Annotated in this window: 20 protein-coding genes; 11 read left to right on the top strand and 9 right to left on the bottom strand. The window is 71.4% G+C overall.

All coding sequences use genetic code 11. From position 1 onward, the window contains the following. Positions 1 to 33: 33 nt before the first annotated feature. On the top strand, positions 34 to 765 hold the full coding sequence (fabG, locus tag NF681_12160) for a 3-oxoacyl-ACP reductase FabG (GenBank protein UST53089.1): 732 nt from the start codon (positions 34 to 36) through the stop codon (positions 763 to 765). Positions 766 to 771: 6 nt separating this feature from the next. On the opposite strand, the gene NF681_12155 is transcribed toward fabG, so the two are convergent. The 8 genes from NF681_12155 to NF681_12120 all read right to left on the bottom strand — a co-directional run bounded on the left by NF681_12155 (position 772) and on the right by NF681_12120 (position 7,711). Further along, positions 772 to 1,545, bottom strand: a complete 774-nt coding sequence (locus NF681_12155; GenBank protein ID UST53088.1) for a hypothetical protein — start codon at positions 1,543 to 1,545, stop codon at positions 772 to 774. Positions 1,546 to 1,640: 95 nt separating this feature from the next. Further along, positions 1,641 to 2,672: a DUF2272 domain-containing protein gene (locus tag NF681_12150; GenBank protein ID UST53087.1), complete on the bottom strand. Its 1,032-nt coding sequence runs from the start codon at positions 2,670 to 2,672 to the stop codon at positions 1,641 to 1,643. A 68-nt stretch (positions 2,673 to 2,740) separates the two neighbouring features. Next, positions 2,741 to 3,970, bottom strand: a complete 1,230-nt coding sequence (locus tag NF681_12145; protein UST53086.1) for a beta-ketoacyl-[acyl-carrier-protein] synthase family protein — start codon at positions 3,968 to 3,970, stop codon at positions 2,741 to 2,743. Further along, positions 3,967 to 4,353: a phosphopantetheine-binding protein gene (locus NF681_12140; GenBank protein UST53085.1), complete on the bottom strand. Its 387-nt coding sequence runs from the start codon at positions 4,351 to 4,353 to the stop codon at positions 3,967 to 3,969. The genes NF681_12145 and NF681_12140 overlap by 4 nt, the downstream gene beginning before the upstream one ends. Beyond that, entirely contained in the window at positions 4,350 to 5,084 is a 735-nt protein-coding gene (locus NF681_12135) for a phosphatase PAP2 family protein (protein ID UST53084.1), read from the bottom strand. Before NF681_12135 ends, NF681_12140 begins: the two co-directional genes overlap by 4 nt. Continuing rightward, on the bottom strand, positions 5,081 to 5,857 hold the full coding sequence (locus tag NF681_12130) for a glycosyltransferase family 2 protein (protein ID UST53083.1): 777 nt from the start codon (positions 5,855 to 5,857) through the stop codon (positions 5,081 to 5,083). Before NF681_12130 ends, NF681_12135 begins: the two co-directional genes overlap by 4 nt. Then, on the bottom strand, positions 5,824 to 6,630 hold the full coding sequence (locus NF681_12125) for a 1-acyl-sn-glycerol-3-phosphate acyltransferase (GenBank protein ID UST53082.1): 807 nt from the start codon (positions 6,628 to 6,630) through the stop codon (positions 5,824 to 5,826). The genes NF681_12130 and NF681_12125 overlap by 34 nt, the downstream gene beginning before the upstream one ends. Positions 6,631 to 6,679: 49 nt before the next feature. Then, positions 6,680 to 7,711 carry a Rid family hydrolase gene (locus NF681_12120; protein ID UST53081.1) on the bottom strand — a complete coding sequence of 344 codons (1,032 nt, stop codon included), beginning with the start codon at positions 7,709 to 7,711 and terminating at the stop codon, positions 6,680 to 6,682. Between the two features lie 200 nt (positions 7,712 to 7,911). Here NF681_12120 and NF681_12115 point away from each other — a divergent pair, with 200 nt between their 5' ends. From NF681_12115 to rng, 8 genes are all read left to right on the top strand, one after another. Continuing rightward, positions 7,912 to 8,637, top strand: coding sequence for a YebC/PmpR family DNA-binding transcriptional regulator (locus NF681_12115; protein UST53080.1), 726 nt, complete (start codon positions 7,912 to 7,914; stop codon positions 8,635 to 8,637). 13 nt (positions 8,638 to 8,650) lie between these two features. After that, on the top strand, positions 8,651 to 9,958 hold the full coding sequence (gene purD, locus NF681_12110) for a phosphoribosylamine--glycine ligase (protein ID UST53079.1): 1,308 nt from the start codon (positions 8,651 to 8,653) through the stop codon (positions 9,956 to 9,958). Beyond that, a complete protein-coding gene (hemF, locus tag NF681_12105; protein UST55755.1) occupies positions 9,955 to 10,872 on the top strand; it encodes an oxygen-dependent coproporphyrinogen oxidase in 918 nt (305 codons plus the stop codon). Before purD ends, hemF begins: the two co-directional genes overlap by 4 nt. After that, entirely contained in the window at positions 10,869 to 11,525 is a 657-nt protein-coding gene (gene nadD / locus NF681_12100; GenBank protein UST53078.1) for a nicotinate (nicotinamide) nucleotide adenylyltransferase, read from the top strand. Before hemF ends, nadD begins: the two co-directional genes overlap by 4 nt. After that, positions 11,525 to 12,385, top strand: coding sequence for a ribosome silencing factor (gene rsfS / locus NF681_12095; GenBank protein UST53077.1), 861 nt, complete (start codon positions 11,525 to 11,527; stop codon positions 12,383 to 12,385). Before nadD ends, rsfS begins: the two co-directional genes overlap by 1 nt. After that, positions 12,382 to 12,849, top strand: a complete 468-nt coding sequence (gene rlmH / locus NF681_12090; GenBank protein ID UST53076.1) for a 23S rRNA (pseudouridine(1915)-N(3))-methyltransferase RlmH — start codon at positions 12,382 to 12,384, stop codon at positions 12,847 to 12,849. Before rsfS ends, rlmH begins: the two co-directional genes overlap by 4 nt. Before the next feature lie 65 nt (positions 12,850 to 12,914). Continuing rightward, positions 12,915 to 13,523 carry a Maf family nucleotide pyrophosphatase gene (locus NF681_12085; GenBank protein UST53075.1) on the top strand — a complete coding sequence of 203 codons (609 nt, stop codon included), beginning with the start codon at positions 12,915 to 12,917 and terminating at the stop codon, positions 13,521 to 13,523. A gap of 19 nt (positions 13,524 to 13,542) precedes the next feature. Further along, positions 13,543 to 15,072, top strand: coding sequence for a ribonuclease G (rng, locus tag NF681_12080; protein UST53074.1), 1,530 nt, complete (start codon positions 13,543 to 13,545; stop codon positions 15,070 to 15,072). 120 nt (positions 15,073 to 15,192) lie between these two features. Here rng and msbA read toward each other — a convergent pair whose 3' ends face one another. Continuing rightward, positions 15,193 to 16,914: a lipid A export permease/ATP-binding protein MsbA gene (gene msbA, locus NF681_12075; GenBank protein UST55754.1), complete on the bottom strand. Its 1,722-nt coding sequence runs from the start codon at positions 16,912 to 16,914 to the stop codon at positions 15,193 to 15,195. Between the two features lie 293 nt (positions 16,915 to 17,207). Between msbA and tolB the strand changes: the two genes are divergently transcribed. Together tolB and pal are read left to right on the top strand one after the other, a co-directional pair. Next, positions 17,208 to 18,449 carry a Tol-Pal system beta propeller repeat protein TolB gene (gene tolB, locus NF681_12070; GenBank protein ID UST53073.1) on the top strand — a complete coding sequence of 414 codons (1,242 nt, stop codon included), beginning with the start codon at positions 17,208 to 17,210 and terminating at the stop codon, positions 18,447 to 18,449. Positions 18,450 to 18,471: 22 nt separating this feature from the next. Continuing rightward, positions 18,472 to 19,005 (top strand): peptidoglycan-associated lipoprotein Pal, encoded by a 534-nt coding sequence (gene pal / locus NF681_12065; GenBank protein UST53072.1) that lies wholly within the window; start codon positions 18,472 to 18,474, stop codon positions 19,003 to 19,005. Positions 19,006 to 19,007: the final 2 nt, after the last annotated feature.

Raw genomic sequence — 19,007 nt, 5'->3', positions numbered from 1 at the left:
GCCATCCTCCACCGTCCACCGGACTCCCGACCCATGACCCTCACCGGCAAACGCGCCCTCGTCACCGGCGCCAGCGGCGCGCTCGGCACCGCCATCGCCCGACGCCTCGCCCGCGACGGCGCCTCCCTCCTGCTGCACGCCAGTTCCCGCCCGGACGCGGTCGAGGCGCTGGCCGAAGCCATCCGGGCGGACGGCGGCACGGCCGAGTGCCACGTGTTCGACCTGCGCAGCGACGAGGCGACGGCCGCCGGCTGCGCCGCCATGCTCGCGGGCGGGCCGGTGCAGATCGTGGTCAACAACGCCGGTGTGCACGACGACGCCGTGATGCCCGGCATGCGTCCCGAGCAGTGGCACAAGGTGATCGACGTCTCGCTCAACGGCTTTTTCCGCGTCACCCAGCCGCTGCTGCTGCCGATGATGCGCACGCGCTGGGGCCGCGTCCTGAACATCTCCTCGGTCGCCTCGCTCACCGGCAACCGCGGCCAGGTCAACTACGCCGCGGCCAAGGGCGCGCTCAACAGCGCGACCAAGGCGCTGTCGCTGGAGGTGGCCTCGCGCGGCGTCACGGTCAACGCCATCGCGCCGGGCATCATCGCCTCGCCCATGGCCGATGCCGTCTTCGATCCGGCGGTGATCCAGCAGATGGTGCCGATGAAGCGCGCCGGCACGCCCGACGAGGTGGCCGCGCTGACCGCGTTCCTCGCCGGTCCCGACGCCGCCTACATCACCGGCCAGGTGATCTCGATCAACGGTGGAATGATCTGAGGCGGCTCAGCAGTTGGCGCTGATGCTGCGGATCACCGTCTGCTGCGCGATCCGCTCGGTCCGCACCAGGGCGACGCCCTCGCAGACCGTCCGCGTGGCGCGGTAGGTGTAGCGCGCCTCCACCGCGTGGGCGTCGATCTGGCGGATCGAACGCACCGACAGCGGCTCGCTGAACGAGCCGTAGAACTGCGTCATGCCCGCCTCGGAGAAACGGCCGACGTCGCGCTTGGCCGGCGTGACGACCGCCGCCGCCGCCTTGCCGTCACCGGCGGCCAGCGCGCCGTAGAAGGCCGCGACGACGCGCGCCGGTGCATCGGGGCCGATGTCGTTGCGCGCCAGAGGCGCCGGCACGAGCGGCGTCAGCGCGGGCGCGACGACGGCCGTGCGTGGCGCGACCCGCTCGACGAGTTCCTCGGCCGTGTCCAGCCACTCCCGTGGCGACGGCGGCGCCTCGGCCTGGGCCCGGGCCGAGGCCACGGTCCCGGTGGCCGGAGCGGCCGGGTCCGCGCGCCCGCCGAGGACCTGCCAGGCGAAGGCGGCGGCGAGCACCGCCGACGCCGCCAGGCCGCAGGTCCACCAGCCCAGGGGCGCCCCGGTGCGCGTCGGTGCCTCACGGCGCGGCACCGCGCGCTCCCGGCGCGGCGCCGACGGCGACACGCCCATGGCCTCCAGCGCCGATGGCCCCGTCGCGACGAACGCGGGCAGGCGACCCGCGCAGCCGATGCAGAACATCGCCGTGGCGCGATTGGACGTCTTGCAAGCCTCGCAAACGACCGACATGCCACCCACCCCTTTCAACCTCGATACATGAAGCCTTTCAGCTTACTACGTACCAGGGTAAGTCCCATGGCAGCGGGGTCAAGCGGCGCGATCCCTCAACGCCACTGCAGCAGCAGCGACCAGGGCTGCCGACTCAGGTGGCGGTCGACGCAGCCCGGCGCCCCGGCCTCGCAACCGGCCGGCAGGTAGCTCGGATCGAGCCGTCCGGTGCCCGGCGCGAACGCCAGCCGACGCCGCGTGACGGACTGCAGCACGTTGCCCCCCACGGCGTCGAAGCCGGTGGCGTCCACGGCGGTCACGACGTCGCAATGCATCGGCACGGCCTGGCCACCGGTCGCGCGCCCGGCGAGTACCCGGCCCAGCGCCTCGAAATCCGTCAGCGCCGCGCCGGCGCCACGGGTCTGGCAGACCAGGTCGCCGACGCGCGGCGTGGTCGACGTCAGGTTGCAGGCGCGCAGGGCGGCGCGCACGGGTCGCCCGTCGGCCTCCGCGACGGTGGCCTGCCACGCGGCGCCGGCATAGTCGGCGTGCGCCTCGGAGAACGCGAACTCGTCCGCGTCCCAGCCGGCCTCGCGCGCGAGCCAGCTGACGAAGGCGGCCGACCAGGGCGTGTCCATGACGGCGACGCGGTCGAGCGCCGTGCCGAGCGCGCGCAGTTCCGACGATTCGAGTCCCTGCCCCGGAGCGGCGCCGAGACCGCGCAGGCGGGGCGCCGTGGCCTGGTCCAGCGCCTGCCGCAGCAGCCGGCGCGAGGCCGGACGCAGGGCGCCGAAGCGCACCAGGTCGGGCAGCCCGGACGCGCTGCCGTCGCCCTCGTCGAGCGCCCCCCAGTAGCCGAGCACGCGTTCCCACGGCGCGGCGGCCAGCATCCGTCGGCGTCCCGGAAAGGCGTCCTCGGCCTCCGAGACGCCGGCGCGCACCATCCGGCCCTCGGCGTCCAGTGCCGGACCGCCGAACCGGGCGTGCTCCTCGAGCGCCGCCCGCGCCATGGCGATCGCGCGAGGCGGGGCGGGCAGCACCGCCGTGTCGAGGCACTGCGACGGCATCGACGTCGCGTGCGCGGTCGTCGGCACGCCGCCGCCGGACGCCAGGGCCGCGAGCACGAGCACGAACATGGGCGCGGGCATGACACGGTGGCGGTGGCCGCGACACCGGCCGGTCGCCGGCGGGCGCGGCGCGCGGGCCCCGGAGCGCCTCATGCGGGCCGCGTGAAGGCCAGCACCGAATTGCTGCCGCCGAAGGCGAACGAACTGCTGATCGCCGCGCGCAGCCCGGGCGCCGCGTGGCCGGTGTCGCGCACCAGGTTCAGGGGAATCGCCGGGTCCACCGTCTCGCAATGGGCGTTGGGCGGCAATTCGCCGCGGTGCAGGGCCAACACGGTGACCAGCGCCTCCAGCGCGCCGGCCGCCCCCAGCAGGTGGCCGTGCAGCGCCTTGGTGGAACTCACGCGCAGACGGTCGATGTCGGCGCCCCACACCTCGGCCAGCGCTTCGGCCTCCACGGCGTCGCCGATGCGCGTCGCGGTGCCGTGGGCGTTGCAGTAGCCGACGTCGCGCGGGGCGAGGCCCGCCGAGGCGAGCGCCGCGCGCAGGGCGCGGGCCTGGCCGGCCGCGTCGGGCTTGGTGAGGTGGGTGGCGTCGCAGCTCGCGCCCCAGCCCGCCAGCGTGGCGTAGCGGCGCGCGCCGCGCGCGGCGGCGTGCGCGGTGGATTCCAGGATCAGGAACGCCGCGCCCTCGCCGAGCGCGAAGCCGCTGCGCTCGGCGGCGAACGGACGCACCGCCCGCGCGGCTTCGCCCGGGGCGAAGCCCGCGAGCGTCTGCATCGCCTGCCACGCCAGGACCACGCCCGGCACGATCAGCGCCTCGGCGCCGCCGGCGATGGCGAGGTCGACATCGCCGCAGCGCACCGCCTTGGCGGCCTCGGCGATGGCGATGGACGACGAGGCGCACGCCACCGAGTAGCTCAGCACCGGGCCGTGCACGCCGTGGCGCAGCGCGACGTGGGCGGCGGGCGCGTTGGGCATGAAGGCCGGAATGGTCAGCGGCGGCACGCGGGCGCCGCCGCGGTAGGCGGTCTCCAGCGCCGTGGCGCCGCCCATGCCGCATCCGACGAACACGCCGATGCGCGTGGCATCGAGGCCGTGCGGCGTGCCCGCCGGCAGCCCCGCGTCGGCCATCGCCAGGCTCGACGCCGCGACGGCGAGCTGGCTGACGCGGTCGACGCCGGGGAGTTGAAGCTTGGTGAACCAGCGCCGGACGTCGAAGTCGACCGTCGCGGCGGCGGCGGGCCGGGGCATTTCGTCGGCGAACACCGGCCGCAGGGCCGACTCGCCCCGTGACAGTGCCTCGAACAGTCGCGCCGGATCGTCGCCATGCGGCGCGGCGACGCCCAGGCCGGTCACGGCGACGGCCTCTCGCGGGGTCATGCGTGGCTCGACGTCTTCGGGTCGGCGCCGGCCGCGTCGGCGGTGTCGGCGCCTGGCGCGGTGGTCCGCGTCGTCGCCGATGCGTCCGATGCGTCCGATGTCGCCGCGATCCCGGCCGGCGTTACGTTCCCCGTGGCGGCCCCCTTCGCGGCCTTCTCGGCCAGCAGCCGGTCGACCACCGTCGCCAGGCCGCCCAGCGACATGATCGACGGATCGTCGTCGGGCACCACGACGTGGAAATGGTCCTCGACCGCGAAGATGAATTCGGCCAGTGCCAGCGAGTCGAGGCCCTTGTCGCGCATCGATGCTTCGGGATCGAGCTCGGACATCGGGATGTCGTATTTCTCGTGGATGAGGTCCTGCAATGCCTTCAGCGAACTCATGGTGTGTGTGCTTCCGTTTTTTGAGCCGGATTCGATGATATCGACGGCACGCGTCGAATCCGCCGCCGCGCAGGGGCGCCGTCGACGGGCCGCCAGCGCATCGAGGGCAGGGCGAAGGCCAGCCCCAGCAGTGCCCCGGCCAGGGCATCGAGCGCGACGTGCTGGCGGGTGGCCAGTGTCGACCAGGCGATGGCGAGGAACCACGCGACGTTGAGGACGCGCAGGGTCGCCGGGGCCGCCGCGACGCGCAGGATCTCGGCGACGCGCAGCACCGTGAACATCGCCGCGGCCACGTGCATCGACGGGCACGCGTTGCCCGCCGCGTCCACGCCCTGGAGCAGCGCGAAGCCGGGAAAGCCCGAGGCGTCGACGTCCGGCGGCGGGATGGCCGTCGGCCAGAGATAGAACAGCAGGAGGCCGGTGGCGCACATCGCGACGATCCACGCCGCGTATGCCAGCAGCGCGGCGAGGTCGCGCTGCAGTCCGGGACCGAAGCCGACGTAGAGCCACAGCGAGAGGTAGGCGGGGAGCGCCTCGGGACGAAACGCGATCCACCCGTCGACGACGGTCAGCGGCATGACCGTCACGCTGCCCCCCGGATGGCGCAGCAGGTGGAAATAGCCGACGAAGAACAGGCACGTGAAAGCGGTGGTGCCGATGAACTTCAGGACGAAATGCCGCCGCATGCGCAGGGCGATCTCCGCGGCCCAGGGCGATCGGGCGGCGTTCAACGCTGGAACGGCGGCAGGCGGCGCAGCCGCCGCGTCACGAGCAGGGGCAGCCGCAGCAGGAATTCGGCCATCAGGCGGGCATGCATCCAGCTGAGCAGCACGTTGTCGCGCACGTAGTCGAAGTGGGAGACGCCACCCTCGGCGGCGCTGAGGTACCTGACCGGCGCGTCGAGATTGAGCGGCTTCACGCCGCGCCAGACCAGGCGCACCACGGCTTCGGGGTCGAAGTCGAAGCGGCGCATCCAGGGTTGGCGTTCCATGACGTGGATCAGCGGCGGAATCGGATAGATCCGAAAGCCGTAGAGCGAATCGCCGATGCCGGCCCATAGCGTCTCCAGGTTGGCCCAGCCGTTGGAGACCTTGCGGCCGCGCACCCGCAGGAGCGGCGCGCTGGCATCGAAGACCGGCCGGCCGAGCACCATGACGTCCGGACGCGCCTGCGAGGCGCGCATGAAATCGGGAATCAGCGCGGCGGGATGCTGGCCGTCGGAGTCCATGGTGAGCGCATGCGTGAAGCCGGCCTCGCGGGCAAGACGCAAACCGTGCAGCACGGCCGCGCCCTTGCCCTGGTTCCGCGGCAGTGCCACCACGCGCAGGCCGGGATCGCCCTCGGCCTGCGCGCGCAGACGCTCGCCGGTGCCGTCGGTGCTGCCGTCGACCACGACCCAGACCGGGCTCCAGCGGGCCCGGGCCTCGCGCACGGTCGAGAAGAGACGTTCGCCGGTGTTGTAGCTCGGGATCAGGACGAGGTGGGTGCGCGAAGGGGCTGGCATTCGGGTAGCGCTTCGGGGGAGCGCGGCTCCATGGTGTGGCGGAAATGGTGTTCGACCTGCTGCAGCAGTGCCGCGCTGTCCTGCGCCGGTGCGAAGCGCTGGCCGAGGCGCAGCGTGAAGACCAACGGCAGCGGCGGCACGCGCCACAGCGGCCAGCCCTTGCCGAGGTAGGGCGAGTCGGTCTCGATGAAGACGGTCTGGATCGGCGCCTGCGCCAGCTTGGCGATCAGGGTGAGACCGGGGCGGAAGGGGTTGAGCGGCGACTCGACGGTGCGCGTGGCCTCCGGAAAGATGACCAGCTGGCCGCCGCGGCGCAGGTCCTCCACGGCCAGCCGCACCATGCTGTGGGCCGAGTCGTTGCTGATGTAGTGCGCCAGGCGCGCGCCGGCGCCGATGAAGACGTTCCTCGTCAGTCCGGCCTTCATGATGCAGGCGCTGCGCGGCAGCCGTGCCACCATCAGCAGGGCATCGAGCATGGTGGGGTGGTTGGCCGCGAGGATCAGTCCGCGCTCCTCGCGGAGGGCGTCGAGGCAGCCCGTGTCGATGCGCATCATCCCGCAGGCGGAGGCGGTGGCCCAGAAGACGCGGTAGGCGAAGGCGATCGTCCAGCGCCCGACCGCTCGTCCGCGCTCGGGCGAGAGCAGCGGGCGCAGGACCAGGGCGACCAGATTCCATCCCAGCGACGCGACGCCCAGGACCGACAGCAGCACATAGAGCGGCACCGCCAGCAGCAGCCGGGCCGCCTGGCGCAGCGCGCCGGGCAGGTGCGTCATCGCGACGCGCCGCCGCGTCGCGGCGCGGGCGCGCGGTCGCGTTCCCCGGTCATGGGGCGCCCAGCGTCCCGGGCGCGGTGGCATGCGCCTCGATCTCCACGAGGAGGTCCTGGCGACAGATGTCGGCCTCGAGGTAGACGGCGTGGCGCACGGTGTGCGCGCCGGCACCCAGGACCTCGTCCAGTACCTCCCGCACCACCGGTGCGTCCGCCACGTGGCGCACGTACACCACGGCCTCCAGCCGCGACCGCTCGAAGACGGCGCTGGTGCGGACGTTGGCCGCGGCGATCACGGCCGCGAGGTTGCGCAGCGTCTCGTGCGTCTGCGCGCGCACGTCCCCCGGGTGCACGGTCTCGTGGCCGACGATGCTGGCGGTGCCGGAGATGAACAGCGCGACATCGCCGCCACCGAGCGCGGCGAGGGCGGCGCGCGAGAAGGTGGGCGCGCGCGGGCCGTAGGTCTCCGGGTAGCGGTAGGCCGAGACCTGGCGCGGGTTTTCCACCGGCACCGGCGCGACCGGGCCGGCGAGGAAGCGCACGCACAGCGCGCCCTGGCGGATGCCCAGCGCGCAGGCTGCCGGGGCACCGTCGAACGCGGCCTGGCCGGCGTCGAGGAAGGCCTGCTGGCGACCCATGTTGAACTGGCGATAACGCTCCATCCCGCCGCCGTCCCCGTTGATCTGGGGCAGGTAGTTCCAGATGCGCTGCAGGTGCGGGCAGCCGGTGTCCTGCAGCGTCCTGAACAGGTCGCGGTAGGCGAGTTGCGACAGGTGCGCGAGGCCCGGGTGCCCGTCCGATTCGTCGAGGTCGATGGCCCCCAGCACCCAGTGGCCGTCGGTGCGCCAGCGCACCACGCCGGTCATGCCCGAGCGCACCGCGCGCTCGGCGTGCCAGATGTCGGCCATCGGTCCCCGCTCGGACAGCACCCGGGCGTTCACCATCGGCATCCAGGGCAGGTCGTCGGGCGTGCCGTAGCCCAGTCCGCCGAAAGGCGCCGCGCCACCGGCCGACAGGGCGAGGCCGTCGTCCAGCGACAACCGCTCGATGCGCAGTGGGGGCAGCGTCAGGTCACGTGCGCTCATTGGGGCTCCTGCATCGACATGGAAGATTCCTTTTTTTCGAACCGGGTGGTGCGGGTGGACGCGCGATGGTCCGATTACCCACATCGGGCCGGTGGATTATCGCCAATGCGACCGGCCTCCTGGCGACCGCCACGGTCCGCCGGGCCGGACAGTAAACTCCCCTCAGGTTTAGAAACATCTGACAGCGAGAAGAGAGAGCCATGGCCGGACACAGCAAATGGGCGAACATCCAGCACCGGAAAGGACGCCAGGACGAGAAGCGCGGCAAGCTCTGGACCCGCGCGATCCGCGAGATCACCGTGGCCGCGCGCACGGGCGGCGGCGACCTGAGTGCCAATCCGCGGCTGCGGCTGGCGGTGGAGAAGGCCAAGGCCGTCAACCTGCCCGCCGACACCGTCAAGCGCAACATCGACAAGGCCACCGGCAACCTCGAAGGCGTGAGCTACGAGGAGATCCGCTACGAAGGCTACGGCATCGGCGGGGCGGCGATCATCGTCGACACCATGACCGACAACCGCGTGCGCACCGTGGCCGAGGTGCGCCATGCCTTCAGCAAGTACGGCGGCAACATGGGCACCGAAGGCTCGGTGTCGTTCCAGTTCAAGCACTGCGGACAGCTGGTGTTCGCCCCGGGCACCGACGAGGACAAGGTCATGGAGGTCGCGCTCGAGGCCGGCGCCGAGGACGTCCTGACGGGCGAGGACGGTGCGATCGAGGTGCTGACGGCCGTGGCCGACTTCGAGGCCGTGAAGAACGCCCTGGAAGCCGCCGGCCTGGTGCCGGAACTGGCCGAAGTGACCATGCGCGCCGAGAACACCATCGAACTCGCGGGCGAGGAGGGCGCGCGCATGCAGCGCCTGCTCGACGTCATCGAGGACCTGGACGACGTGCAGGATGTCTTCCACAACGCCGCGATCTCGGAATGACGGGGAGCCATCCATGAAAGTCCTCGTGATCGGCGGCGGCGGCCGCGAACATGCGCTGGCCTGGCGGCTGTCGCAATCCCAGCGCGTGTCGCGTCTCTATCTGGCGCCGGGCAATGGCGGTACCGCGCTGGACCGGCGCTTCGAGAACGTCGACATCACCGATGTCGTCGCGCTGCGCGAGTGGGCCCAGAAGGAAAAGATCGTGCTGACCGTGGTCGGCCCCGAGGCCCCGCTGGCCGCCGGCGTGGTCGACGAGTTCCGTGCCCATGGCCTGCGCGTCTTCGGCCCGACCAAGGCGGCGGCGCAACTGGAGAGTTCCAAGGCCTTCTCCAAGGCGTTCATGAAGCGCCACAGGATTCCGACGGCCGAGTACGAGGCCTTCACCGACGCCGACGCCGCCCACGCCTACGTCGACGCCAGGGGCGTGCCGATCGTCGTCAAGGCCGACGGCCTGGCCGCCGGCAAGGGCGTGGTCGTCGCCACGACGCTGCAGGAGGCGCACGAGGCGATCGACTTCATGCTGGTGGACAACAAGTTCGGCGTCTCGCACAACGCCGGCGCCGACGGCCAGGCCGTGCCGCGCGTCGTCATCGAGGAATTCCTGCAGGGCGAGGAAGCCAGCTTCATCGTGCTGTGCGACGGGCGCAACGTCACCGCGCTCGCCACCAGCCAGGACCACAAGCGCCTGCTCGCCGGCGACCAGGGTCCCAACACCGGCGGGATGGGCGCCTACTCGCCCGCGCCGGTGGTGACCGCCGAAGTCCACGCCCGTGCCATGCGCGAGATCATCCTGCCGACCGTGCGCGGCATGGAGAAGGACGGCATCCCGTTCACCGGCTTCCTCTACGCGGGCCTGATGATCGACGCCACCGGTCACCCCAAGACGCTCGAGTTCAACTGCCGCATGGGAGACCCCGAGACCCAGCCGATCATGATGCGGCTGAAGTCCGACCTGTTCGAGCTGTTCTGGCACGCCACCGACGGCACGCTCGACACCGTCGACCTGGAGTGGGACCGCCGCGTCGCCCTGGGCGTGGTCCTCGCCGCACACGGCTACCCGGAGGCGCCGCGCAAGGGCGACGTCATCCGCAACCTGCCGCCCGAGTCGCCCGATGCCGTCGTCTTCCATGCCGGCACCACGCTGACCGATGGCGAACTCAGGACCAGCGGCGGACGCGTGCTGTGCGTCACCGTGCTCGCCGACAACGTCCGCCTGGCGCAACAGCGCGCCTACGAAGTCGCCGCGCGCATCCAGTTCGACGGCGTTCAGTACCGCCGGGACATCGGGCACCGCGCGCTCCAGGCCCGCGGCAACGGCTGATGCGGGCCGATCCGGCGGCGGTCGGCGATTACCTGGGCGGCCTGCAGCAGCGCATCGTCGGCGCCATCGAGGCGGCCGACGGCACGCATGCCGTGCGCGACGTTTGGGAGAAGGCGCCCGGCGAGCCGCTGCAGGGGCGCGGCCTGACCTGCATCCTCGAAGGCGGCGCGCTGTTCGAGCGCGCCGGCTGCGGCTTCTCGCAGGTGCGCGGCCCCCGGCTGCCGCCCTCGGCGACGCAGCATCGCCCCGAACTGGCCGGCGCGCCCTTCGAGGCGATGGGCGTGTCGCTCGTCTTCCATCCGCGCAATCCGTACGTGCCGATCGTGCACATGAACGTGCGGATGCTCGCGGCGCTGCCCACCGAGGGGCCGCCCGTGTGCTGGTTCGGCGGTGGCCTCGACCTGACGCCGATCTACGGCTTCGAGGAGGACGCCGCGCACTTCCACCGCACCTGCCGCGACGCGCTGGCGCCCTTCGGCGAGGACAAGTACCCGCGCTTCAAGGCCTGGTGCGACGAGTACTTCTTCCTGCGGCACCGCAACGAGCAGCGCGGCGTCGGTGGCGTGTTCTTCGATGATTTCTCGGAGCTGGGCTTCGACGACAGCTTCGCCATGCTGCGCGCCGTCGGCGACGCGCTGCTGCCGGCCTACCTGCCGATCGTCGAGCGCCGCCGCGACCTGCCCTATGGCGAGCGCGAGCGCGGCTTCCAGCTCTACCGGCGCGGCCGCTACGTGGAATTCAATCTCGTGTGGGACCGGGGCACGCATTTCGGCCTGCAGTCCGGCGGCCGCACCGAGTCGATCCTGCTGTCGATGCCGCCACTGGCGAGCTGGTCGTACCGCAGTGTCCCGGCGCCCGGCACGCCCGAGGCCACGCTCTACAGCGACTTCATCGTGCGGCGCGAATGGGCATGACCCGGGCTCGGGTGGGCGTCTTCGGCGGCGCGTTCGACCCGCCGCACATCACCCATGTCGCGCTGGCGCGGGCGGCCATGGCGCAACGCGGCCTCGACGAGCTGCGCATCTTCCCGACCGGCCACCCATGGCACAAGGCCCGCGTCCTGAGCGCCGCCGCGCACCGCATCGCTATGGCCGAACTGGCGTTTCGCGACGTACCCGGCACCGTCGTCGATCCGCGCGAGACGCTGCGCGAAGGCCCGACCTACACGCTCGACACGCTGCAGCAGCTGCAGGCGGAGCAGCCCGGCGCCGAACTGGTGCTGATCATGGGCAGCGACCAAGCCCGCGCGCTGCCGGGATGGCATGGATGGCGGGAGATTGTCTCGGCGGCCGTCGTGTGCGTCGCCGAACGACTAGAATCCGCCCCCTCCGTCGTCGCGGCCGAGCCGGCAGGCTCATTCACCCGGCCCGCTTCGCGTTTCGATCCTGCGACGCTGCCCGGCCTGCCTGCCGGCGCCCGCTTCGAGTTCCTCGAACTCCCGCCGGTGGCCACGAGCGCCACCGACATCCGAGCCCGCCTGGCGCGACACCAGCGCATCACCGGTCTGGTTCCGCCAGCGGTTGAACGCTATATTGACCAACACCACCTCTACGCCCCCCCCGCCTGATGACCACTGAAGCCGCCGCCAAGAAAGACACCCACAAGCTCCAGCGAGCCATCATCGACGGGCTCGAAGACGTCAAGGCGCAGGACATCCAGGTTTTCGACACCGAGCACCTGTCGCCGCTGTTCGAGCGGGTGATCGTGGCCTCGGGCACCTCCAACCGCCAGACCAAGGCGCTCGCCGCCAGCGTGCGCGACGCCGTGCGCGAGGCGGGATTTCCCAAGCCACGCATGGAGGGCGAGGACAACGGCGAGTGGATCATCGTGGACTGCGGCGCTGCGGTCGCGCACATCATGCAGCCGGCGATCCGCCAGTACTACCACCTCGAGGAGATCTGGGGCGACAAACCCGTGCGACTGAAGCTGGGGGCCGCCAAGCCGGCCACCGCCAGTGCCGAGGGCGCGGCGGCCGAGAAGAAGCAGCCCGCCGCCGCCAAGACGCTGCGCCGCGCCAGCGCCGCCAAGACGGCCATCCGCGAGGCCGAGCAGCTCGCCAAGGCCGAGAAGGCCGAGCGTGCCAAACCGGCGGCGCGAAAGACCGCTGCGCGCAAGACGGCGGCCGCCTCGGGCGCGGCGCCGGCCCCGGCTGCGGCTGCGGCGCGCAAGCGCACGACGGCGGTCCCCGCCGGCGGGACGGCGCCCGCCCGCAAACGCGCCGCGACCACGCCGGCCGCTGCCGTGGCCGACAAGTCCGTCGCTCCGGCTCCGGCCAAGCGCACCGCCAAGGCGGCCGCCCCCGCCAAGATCCCGGTCAAGGTCATCGGCAAGCCCGTCGCCCGCAAGGCCCCGGCCGGCAAGGCCTCGACCGGTACGGCCGCGCCGCGCAAGGCACCCGCCCGCAAGACCGCACCGCGCAACCCATGAAGCTCTTGGTGGTCGCGGTCGGGCAGCGCATGCCCGACTGGGCGCAGACCGCCTGGGACGACTACGCGAAACGCTTTCCGCCCGAACTCAAGCTGGAACTGCGTGCCGTCAAGACCGAGCCGCGCGGCTCCAAGACACTCGACACCCTTTACGCCGCCGAGCGAGAGCGCATCGAAGGCGCCATCGGCCGCAACATGCGCATCGTGGCGCTGGACGAGCGCGGCACCGCGCTCACTACCAAGGCCCTGGCCGCGCGACTGCAGGCGTGGCAGGGCGAGGGCGACGACGTCGCCCTCGTCATCGGCGGCCCCGACGGGCTCGACCCGGCCTTCAAGGCCGCCGCGCACGAGCGCATCCGCCTGTCGGACCTGACATTGCCGCATGCGATGGCGCGGGTGCTGCTGGTCGAGCAGCTCTACCGCGCCTGGTCGGTCAACGCCGGCCACCCCTACCACCGCGAATGAGCGGGACCGCGCGTGCCGGTCCGCCGCGGGACGCGGCCACGCACGATGCGCGCGCCGCGACCACCATGACCCCCCAGCCCTTCATCTACCTCGCCTCGCAGAGCCCGCGCCGCGCGCAACTGCTCGATCAGATCGGCGTGCGCCACCGGCTGCTGCCGGCCGGACCCGACGAGGACGCGGAAGCGCTCGAAGCCGTGCGGCCCGGGGAGTCGCCGGGCGCCTACGTGCAGCGCGTGACGGCGCTCAAGCTCGATGCGGCGGTCCAGCGCCACCGGCGCCAGGGTCTGGACGCTGCGCCGATCCTGTGCGCCGACACCACCGTCGCGCTCGGTCGCACCATCCTCGGCAAGCCGGCGGACGAGGCGGATGCGCGACGCATGCTGGGGCGCCTGTCGGGCACCATGCACCGCGTGCTCACCGCCGTGGCGCTGCAGCACGGGACGCAGCGCCACGCGGCGCTCCAGGTCTCGCGCGTGCGCTTCGCCATGCTCGCGGACGCCGAGGTCGACGCCTATGCCGCCAGCGGCGAACCGATGGGCAAGGCCGGTGCCTACGCCATCCAGGGCCGCGCCGGCGCCTTCGTCGAGCACATCGCCGGCTCCCATTCGGGCATCATGGGACTGCCCCTCCACGAGACCGCGCGGCTGCTACGGCAGGCCGGTTTCACGACCTGACCGCCCACGCGCGCACGCCATGCAAGACATCCTGATCAACTGGTCGCCCCAGGAAACGCGCGTCGCGCTGGTCGAACACGGCGCGGTGCAGGAGCTGCATGTCGAGCGCACGCTGGAGCGCGGGCTGGTCGGCAACGTCTACCTGGGCAAGGTCTCGCGCGTGCTGCCCGGGATGCAGTCGGCCTTCATCGACATCGGCCTGGAGCGCACCGCGTTCCTGCACGTGGCCGACATCGTCGCGCCGTTCACGCCGGGCTCGCGACCCTCGACGCAGGCGCCGGAGCGCGACCATCGCGGCCAGGCGACCACAGTGGTGCCGATCGAGAAACAGGTCTTCGAGGGCCAGGCCCTGCTGGTCCAGGTGATCAAGGACCCGATCGGCACGAAGGGCGCGCGGCTGTCCACGCAGATCAGCATCGCCGGGCGGCTGCTGGTGTTCCTGCCACAGGACAATCACATCGGGGTGTCCCAGAAGATCCCCGGCGATCTGCGCGACGCCCTGCGCGCGCGGCTGCAGGGGCTCATCGACGCGGCCGCGGCGGCGGAGGCCGCCGGGGCACCGCCGGGACCCACCGGCGGTTTCATCCTGCGCACCAACGGCGAGGACGCCTCCGATGCCGAACTCGCCGAGGACATCGCCTACCTGCGCAAGACCTGGTCGCGCATCCGGGACCGGGCCATGCGGCTGCCGCCCGTGTCGCTGCTGCACCAGGACCTGAGCCTGCTGCAGCGCGTGCTGCGGGACCTGACCACCGAGGAGACGCAGAGCATCCGCATCGATTCGCGCGAGCAGTTCGATGCGCTGAGTGCCTTCGGCAGGGAATTCATGCCGCAGGCGGTGGCGCGACTGCAGCTCTACAAGGGCGAACGGCCGATCTTCGACCTCTGTTCGATCGACGAGGAGATCGTGAAGGCGCTCGGACGCCGCGTCGATCTGAAGTCGGGAGGCTATCTCGTCGTCGACCAGACCGAGGCGCTGACGACCATCGACGTCAACACCGGCGGCTTCGTCGGCGCGCGCAATTTCGACGACACCATCTTCAAGACCAACCTGGAGGCCGCGCAGGCCATCGCGCGGCAGCTGCGGCTGCGCAACCTGGGCGGCATCGTGATCGTCGACTTCATCGACATGTCGCGCGAACACCACCGCGAGCAGGTGCTGGCCGAGTTCAGGAAGCAGCTCGCGCGCGACCGCGTGAAGACCAGCGCCGGCGGGTTCTCGCCGCTCGGGCTGGTCGAGATGACGCGCAAGCGCACGCGCGAATCGCTCGCCCACATGCTGTGCGAGCCCTGCGTCGCCTGTGGCGGGCAGGGCATCGTGAAGACCGCGCGCAGCGCCGCCTACGACGTGATGCGCGAGATCCTGCGCGAGGCGCGGCAGTTCACGCCGCGCGAGTTCCGCATCGTCGCGGCGCCCCAGGTGATCGAGCTGCTGCTCGACGAGGAGAGCCAGCACCTCGCCGGCCTGAGCGATTTCATCGGCAAGCCGATCTCGCTGCAGTCCGAGCCGGCGATGGGGCAGGGGCAGTTCGACATCGTGCTTCTTTGATTCGCCCCCAGGCTTGCGCACTTCGTGTCGCAGCGCCCACCCCCTTCCGGGGGCAACGCCAGTGGCCGGGCGAAGCCCGTTCCACGGCGTTTCACGGCTTTCCGCGGCTTTCGCTGACGTTTACAGCGTGGGTGCCTGTCCGGGCGGCGTACCGCGCACGGCGTTGTTCTGCAGTCGCGCATAGAGCCCGTCGAGCGCCATGAGCTGGGCGTGTGAGCCCTGCTCGGCGATGCGACCGCGTTCCATCACCACGATGCGGTCGGCGTGCTGGATGGTGCTCAGGCGGTGCGCGACGATCAGCGTCGTGCGACCCTGCATCAGGCGCTGCAAGGCCTCCTGCACCAGTCGTTCCGAGCCGGTGTCCAGCGCCGAGGTGGCCTCGTCGAGCAGCAGCACCGGGGCGTCCTTGTAGAGCGCGCGGGCGATGGCCAGGCGCTGGCGCTGGCCGCCCGAGAGCTGCGTCGCGTTGTGGCCGAGCACCGTGTCGATGCCCTGCGGCAGGCCGGCCACGTGATCGGCCAGGTTGGCCGCGGCGATGCAGTGCGCGACGCGGTCGCGCTCGACGGCCGCGCCCAGCGCGACGTTCGCCGCCAGGGTGTCGTTGAGCATCACCACGTCCTGGCTGACCATCGCGAACTGGGCGCGCAGGCTCGCCAGCCGCCAGTCCGCCAGCGCGTGGCCGTCGAGCCGCACTTCGCCGCCGCTCGGCAGCACGAAGCGCGGCAGCAGGTTGACCAGCGTGCTCTTGCCCGAGCCGGACGGGCCGACGAACGCCACGACCTCGCCCGGCGCGATCTCCAGGCTGATGCCGTCGAGCGCGTGACCCTCGTCCTCGCCGCGATAGCGCACCCGCACGTCGCGCAGCTCGATCCGGCCCGTGGCGCGCGCCAGCGCGAACGCGCCGCCGGCTTCCGAGGGCACGTCGTCGATCAACGCCAGCCCGCGCTCCAGCGCCGCGAGGCCACGCGTGATCGGGTTGGCCATGTCCGCGAGCCGGCGGATCGGCGCGATGAGCATCAGCATCGCCGTGATGTAGGCGACGAAGCCGCCCACCGTCAGGCCCTGCTCGCTGCTCTGCCACAGCGCGATCATCACCACCACCGACAGCGCGACGGCCGCCAGCAGTTGCGTCAGTGGTGTCATCGCGGCCGAAGCGATGGTGGACTTGACGGCCAGGCGGTTGAGCATGCGACTGAGCTGCTCGAAGCGTTCGGCCTGGGCGGCTTCAGCGCCGTGCAGGCGCACCACGCGATGCGCCAGGACGTTCTCCTCCACGACGTAGGCCAGGTCGTCCGTGGCGGTCTGGCCCAGGCGCGTGAGGTGGTAGAGGCGCTTGGAGAGCACCTTCATGATCCAGGCCACGCCGGGCACCAGCAGGCCGACGATGAGCGTCAGCTTCCAGTTCAGGTAGATCAGGTAGCCCAGCAGGGCCAACAGCGTGAAGCCGTCGCGCGACAGCCCGAGCAGGGCCTGCACCAGCAGCATCGAGCCGGTCTGCACCTCGTAGACGACCGTGTTGGACAGGGCGCTGGCCGACTGCCTGGAGAACAGCGAGAGTTCCGCCGCCAGCAGCCGCTGGAACAGCACCCGGCGCAGCCGCTGCATGCCTTCGTTGGCGATGCGCGCCAGGGCGTACTGCGACACGAACTGGGCCAGCCCGCGCACGGCGAACAGCCCGACGATGGCCGCTGGCACCATCCAGAGGGCCAACTGGCCGCGGGTGAAGCCGCGGTCGAGCAGGGGTTTGAGGAGCGCGGGCATCAGCGGCTCGGTGACGGCCGCCAGCAGGGCGGCGCCCAGCGCCAGTGCCCACCAGCGCCGGGAACCCGCGAACCAGGTCATCAGGCGGGCGAGGCGGCGGGTCAGGGGAGGCCGCGCGGCGTCGCCAGGGGGGATGGGAGGCATGGCGGCGGATTCTAAAGGCGCCTTTCCCGGGCGCCCGGCCGCGCCCCGACGCTGGCCGGGACGCCATGGCGCCCCGTCGGCGCCATCGCCGATGTGTACCATGTCGCCTGCTTCCGACCGGCGAAACTTTGTTGCCGGAAACCTCTCCGAACCGCATGAACAAGCCGCTGCCCGATCCCTCCCGCACCCTTTCTTCATCGCTTCTCGCCCGTCGCGGCCTTGTCGCCGCCATGGCCGCATCTCCCCTGGTTCCCGCGTTCGCCCAGTTCCGGGTGGAAGTCTCGGGCGTCGGGCTGACGCAGCTGCCGATCGCCCTGGCGCCCTTCAAGGGTCAGGACGCGTCGCCGCAGAAGATCTCCACCATCGTGCAGGCCGACCTCGAGCGCAGCGGCCAGTTCCGGGGCGTCGACGCCTCGGGCCAATCGCTCGACGAATCCTCCCGCCCCGACCTGACGCTGTGGCGCCAGCGCACCGCCGACTCGCTCGTGGTGGGCAGCGTCAACCGACTGGCCGACGGCCGCTACGACGTACGCTTCCGGCTCTGGGACGTGGTCCGCGGTCAGGACCTGGGGGGGCAAAGCTACACCGTCCCGCAAGGCGATCTGCGCCTGGCGTCGCATCGGATCGCCGATTACGTCTACGAAAAGCTGACGGGCGAAAAGGGCATCTTCTCCACCCGCATCGCCTACGTCACCAAGAACGGCGGGCGCTACAACCTGTGGGTGGCAGATGCGGACGGCGAGAACTCCCAGGCCGCGCTTGCGAGCCCCGAACCCATCATCTCGCCCGTGTGGTCCTCCAATGGCGGCCAACTCGCCTACGTGTCGTTCGAGTCGCGCAAGCCGGTGGTCTACGTGCACAGCGTGTCGAGCGGCCAGCGTCGGCTGCTGGCCAACTTCAGGGGTTCCAACAGCGCGCCGGCCTGGGCGCCCGATGGCGCCTCGCTGGCCGTCACCCTCAGCCGCGACGGCGGTTCGCAGCTCTACACGATTCCGGCGGCCGGCGGCGAGCCCCGGCGCCTGACGCAAAGCAACAGCATCGACACGGAGCCGGTCTTCTCCGCCGATGGCGGCACCATCTATTTCGTCAGCGATCGCGGCGGCGCGCCGCAGATCTACAAGATGGGCAACGGCGGGGGCACGCCCACGCGCGTGACATTCAGCGGCACTTACAACATCTCACCCTCCATCAGCGGCGACGGGCGGTGGTTGGCCTACATCTCGCGGGTCGGCGGTGCCTTCAAGCTCCATGTGATGGAATTGGCGACGGGCAACGTCACCGCGATCACCGAGACGAGCGCCGACGAGAATCCGAGTTTCGCGCCCAACAGCAAGCTGATCGTCTATGCCACGCAACTCCAGGGTCGCGAGGCCCTGATGACCACCACGCTGGACGGCAAGATCAAGGCACGGCTGGCCGGACAGGCCGGTGACATCCGCGAACCGGACTGGGGTCCGTTCCAGAAGCAATGATTCATAAGAGGAGTTCGAAGAAATGTTGAAACGTACGATCTATTCGCTGGCCATCGTGGCCCTCATCGCCGGTTGCTCGTCGGGCACGAAGCTCAACGACACGCCGGTGGTCGATCGCGGCGGCATGGCCGGGCAGGGCAGCGGCGGTGCCAGTGGGGGCGGTGCGGCCAGTGGCGTGTCGCCGGTCACCATCGATCCCAACGCACAGAACGCGGCGGGTCCGGTTGGCGTGGCGCGCATCGTGTATTTCGATTACGACAGCTACGCCGTGAAGCCCGAGTTCCAGTCGCTGATCGACGGTCATGCGCGCTTCCTGAAAGCCAGCTCGCAGCGTCGCGTGTCCATCGAAGGGCACACCGACGACCGTGGCGGACGCGAGTACAACCTGGCCCTCGGTCAGAAGCGCTCCGAAGCCGTGCGTCGCGCACTGACCCTGCTGGGCGTGAACGACGCGCAGATCGAGGCGGTGAGCTTCGGCAAGGAGAAGCCTGCCGTCACGGGCGACGGCGAGCCGTCCTGGGCTCAGAACCGGCGCGCCGAGATCTCCTACCGCTGATG

This window comes from Comamonadaceae bacterium OTU4NAUVB1, assembly GCA_024372625.1.
Lineage (GTDB): Bacteria > Pseudomonadota > Gammaproteobacteria > Burkholderiales > Burkholderiaceae_C > Variovorax.
The sequence above is the reverse complement of the archived record's forward strand: the minus strand, read 5'-3'. Positions and strand labels throughout refer to the sequence as shown.

Bases quoted from the DNA above. Each gene is read 5' to 3' on its own strand.
- nadD (UST53078.1), top strand. From the start codon at position 10,869: ATGACCCGGGCTCGGGTGGGCGTCTTCGGCGGCGCGTTCGACCCGCCG.
- pal (UST53072.1), top strand. From the start codon at position 18,472: ATGTTGAAACGTACGATCTATTCGCTGGCCATCGTGGCCCTCATCGCC.
- NF681_12140 (UST53085.1), bottom strand. From the start codon at position 4,353: ATGAGTTCGCTGAAGGCATTGCAGGACCTCATCCACGAGAAATACGAC.
- NF681_12125 (UST53082.1), bottom strand. From the start codon at position 6,630: ATGACGCACCTGCCCGGCGCGCTGCGCCAGGCGGCCCGGCTGCTGCTG.
- fabG (UST53089.1), top strand. From the start codon at position 34: ATGACCCTCACCGGCAAACGCGCCCTCGTCACCGGCGCCAGCGGCGCG.
- rlmH (UST53076.1), top strand. From the start codon at position 12,382: ATGAAGCTCTTGGTGGTCGCGGTCGGGCAGCGCATGCCCGACTGGGCG.
- rsfS (UST53077.1), top strand. From the start codon at position 11,525: ATGACCACTGAAGCCGCCGCCAAGAAAGACACCCACAAGCTCCAGCGA.
- NF681_12120 (UST53081.1), bottom strand. From the start codon at position 7,711: ATGAGCGCACGTGACCTGACGCTGCCCCCACTGCGCATCGAGCGGTTG.
- NF681_12130 (UST53083.1), bottom strand. From the start codon at position 5,857: ATGCCAGCCCCTTCGCGCACCCACCTCGTCCTGATCCCGAGCTACAAC.
- NF681_12155 (UST53088.1), bottom strand. From the start codon at position 1,545: ATGTCGGTCGTTTGCGAGGCTTGCAAGACGTCCAATCGCGCCACGGCG.
- tolB (UST53073.1), top strand. From the start codon at position 17,208: ATGGCCGCATCTCCCCTGGTTCCCGCGTTCGCCCAGTTCCGGGTGGAA.
- NF681_12150 (UST53087.1), bottom strand. From the start codon at position 2,672: ATGCCCGCGCCCATGTTCGTGCTCGTGCTCGCGGCCCTGGCGTCCGGC.
- purD (UST53079.1), top strand. From the start codon at position 8,651: ATGAAAGTCCTCGTGATCGGCGGCGGCGGCCGCGAACATGCGCTGGCC.
- NF681_12145 (UST53086.1), bottom strand. From the start codon at position 3,970: ATGACCCCGCGAGAGGCCGTCGCCGTGACCGGCCTGGGCGTCGCCGCG.
- msbA (UST55754.1), bottom strand. From the start codon at position 16,914: ATGACCTGGTTCGCGGGTTCCCGGCGCTGGTGGGCACTGGCGCTGGGC.
- NF681_12115 (UST53080.1), top strand. From the start codon at position 7,912: ATGGCCGGACACAGCAAATGGGCGAACATCCAGCACCGGAAAGGACGC.
- NF681_12085 (UST53075.1), top strand. From the start codon at position 12,915: ATGACCCCCCAGCCCTTCATCTACCTCGCCTCGCAGAGCCCGCGCCGC.
- rng (UST53074.1), top strand. From the start codon at position 13,543: ATGCAAGACATCCTGATCAACTGGTCGCCCCAGGAAACGCGCGTCGCG.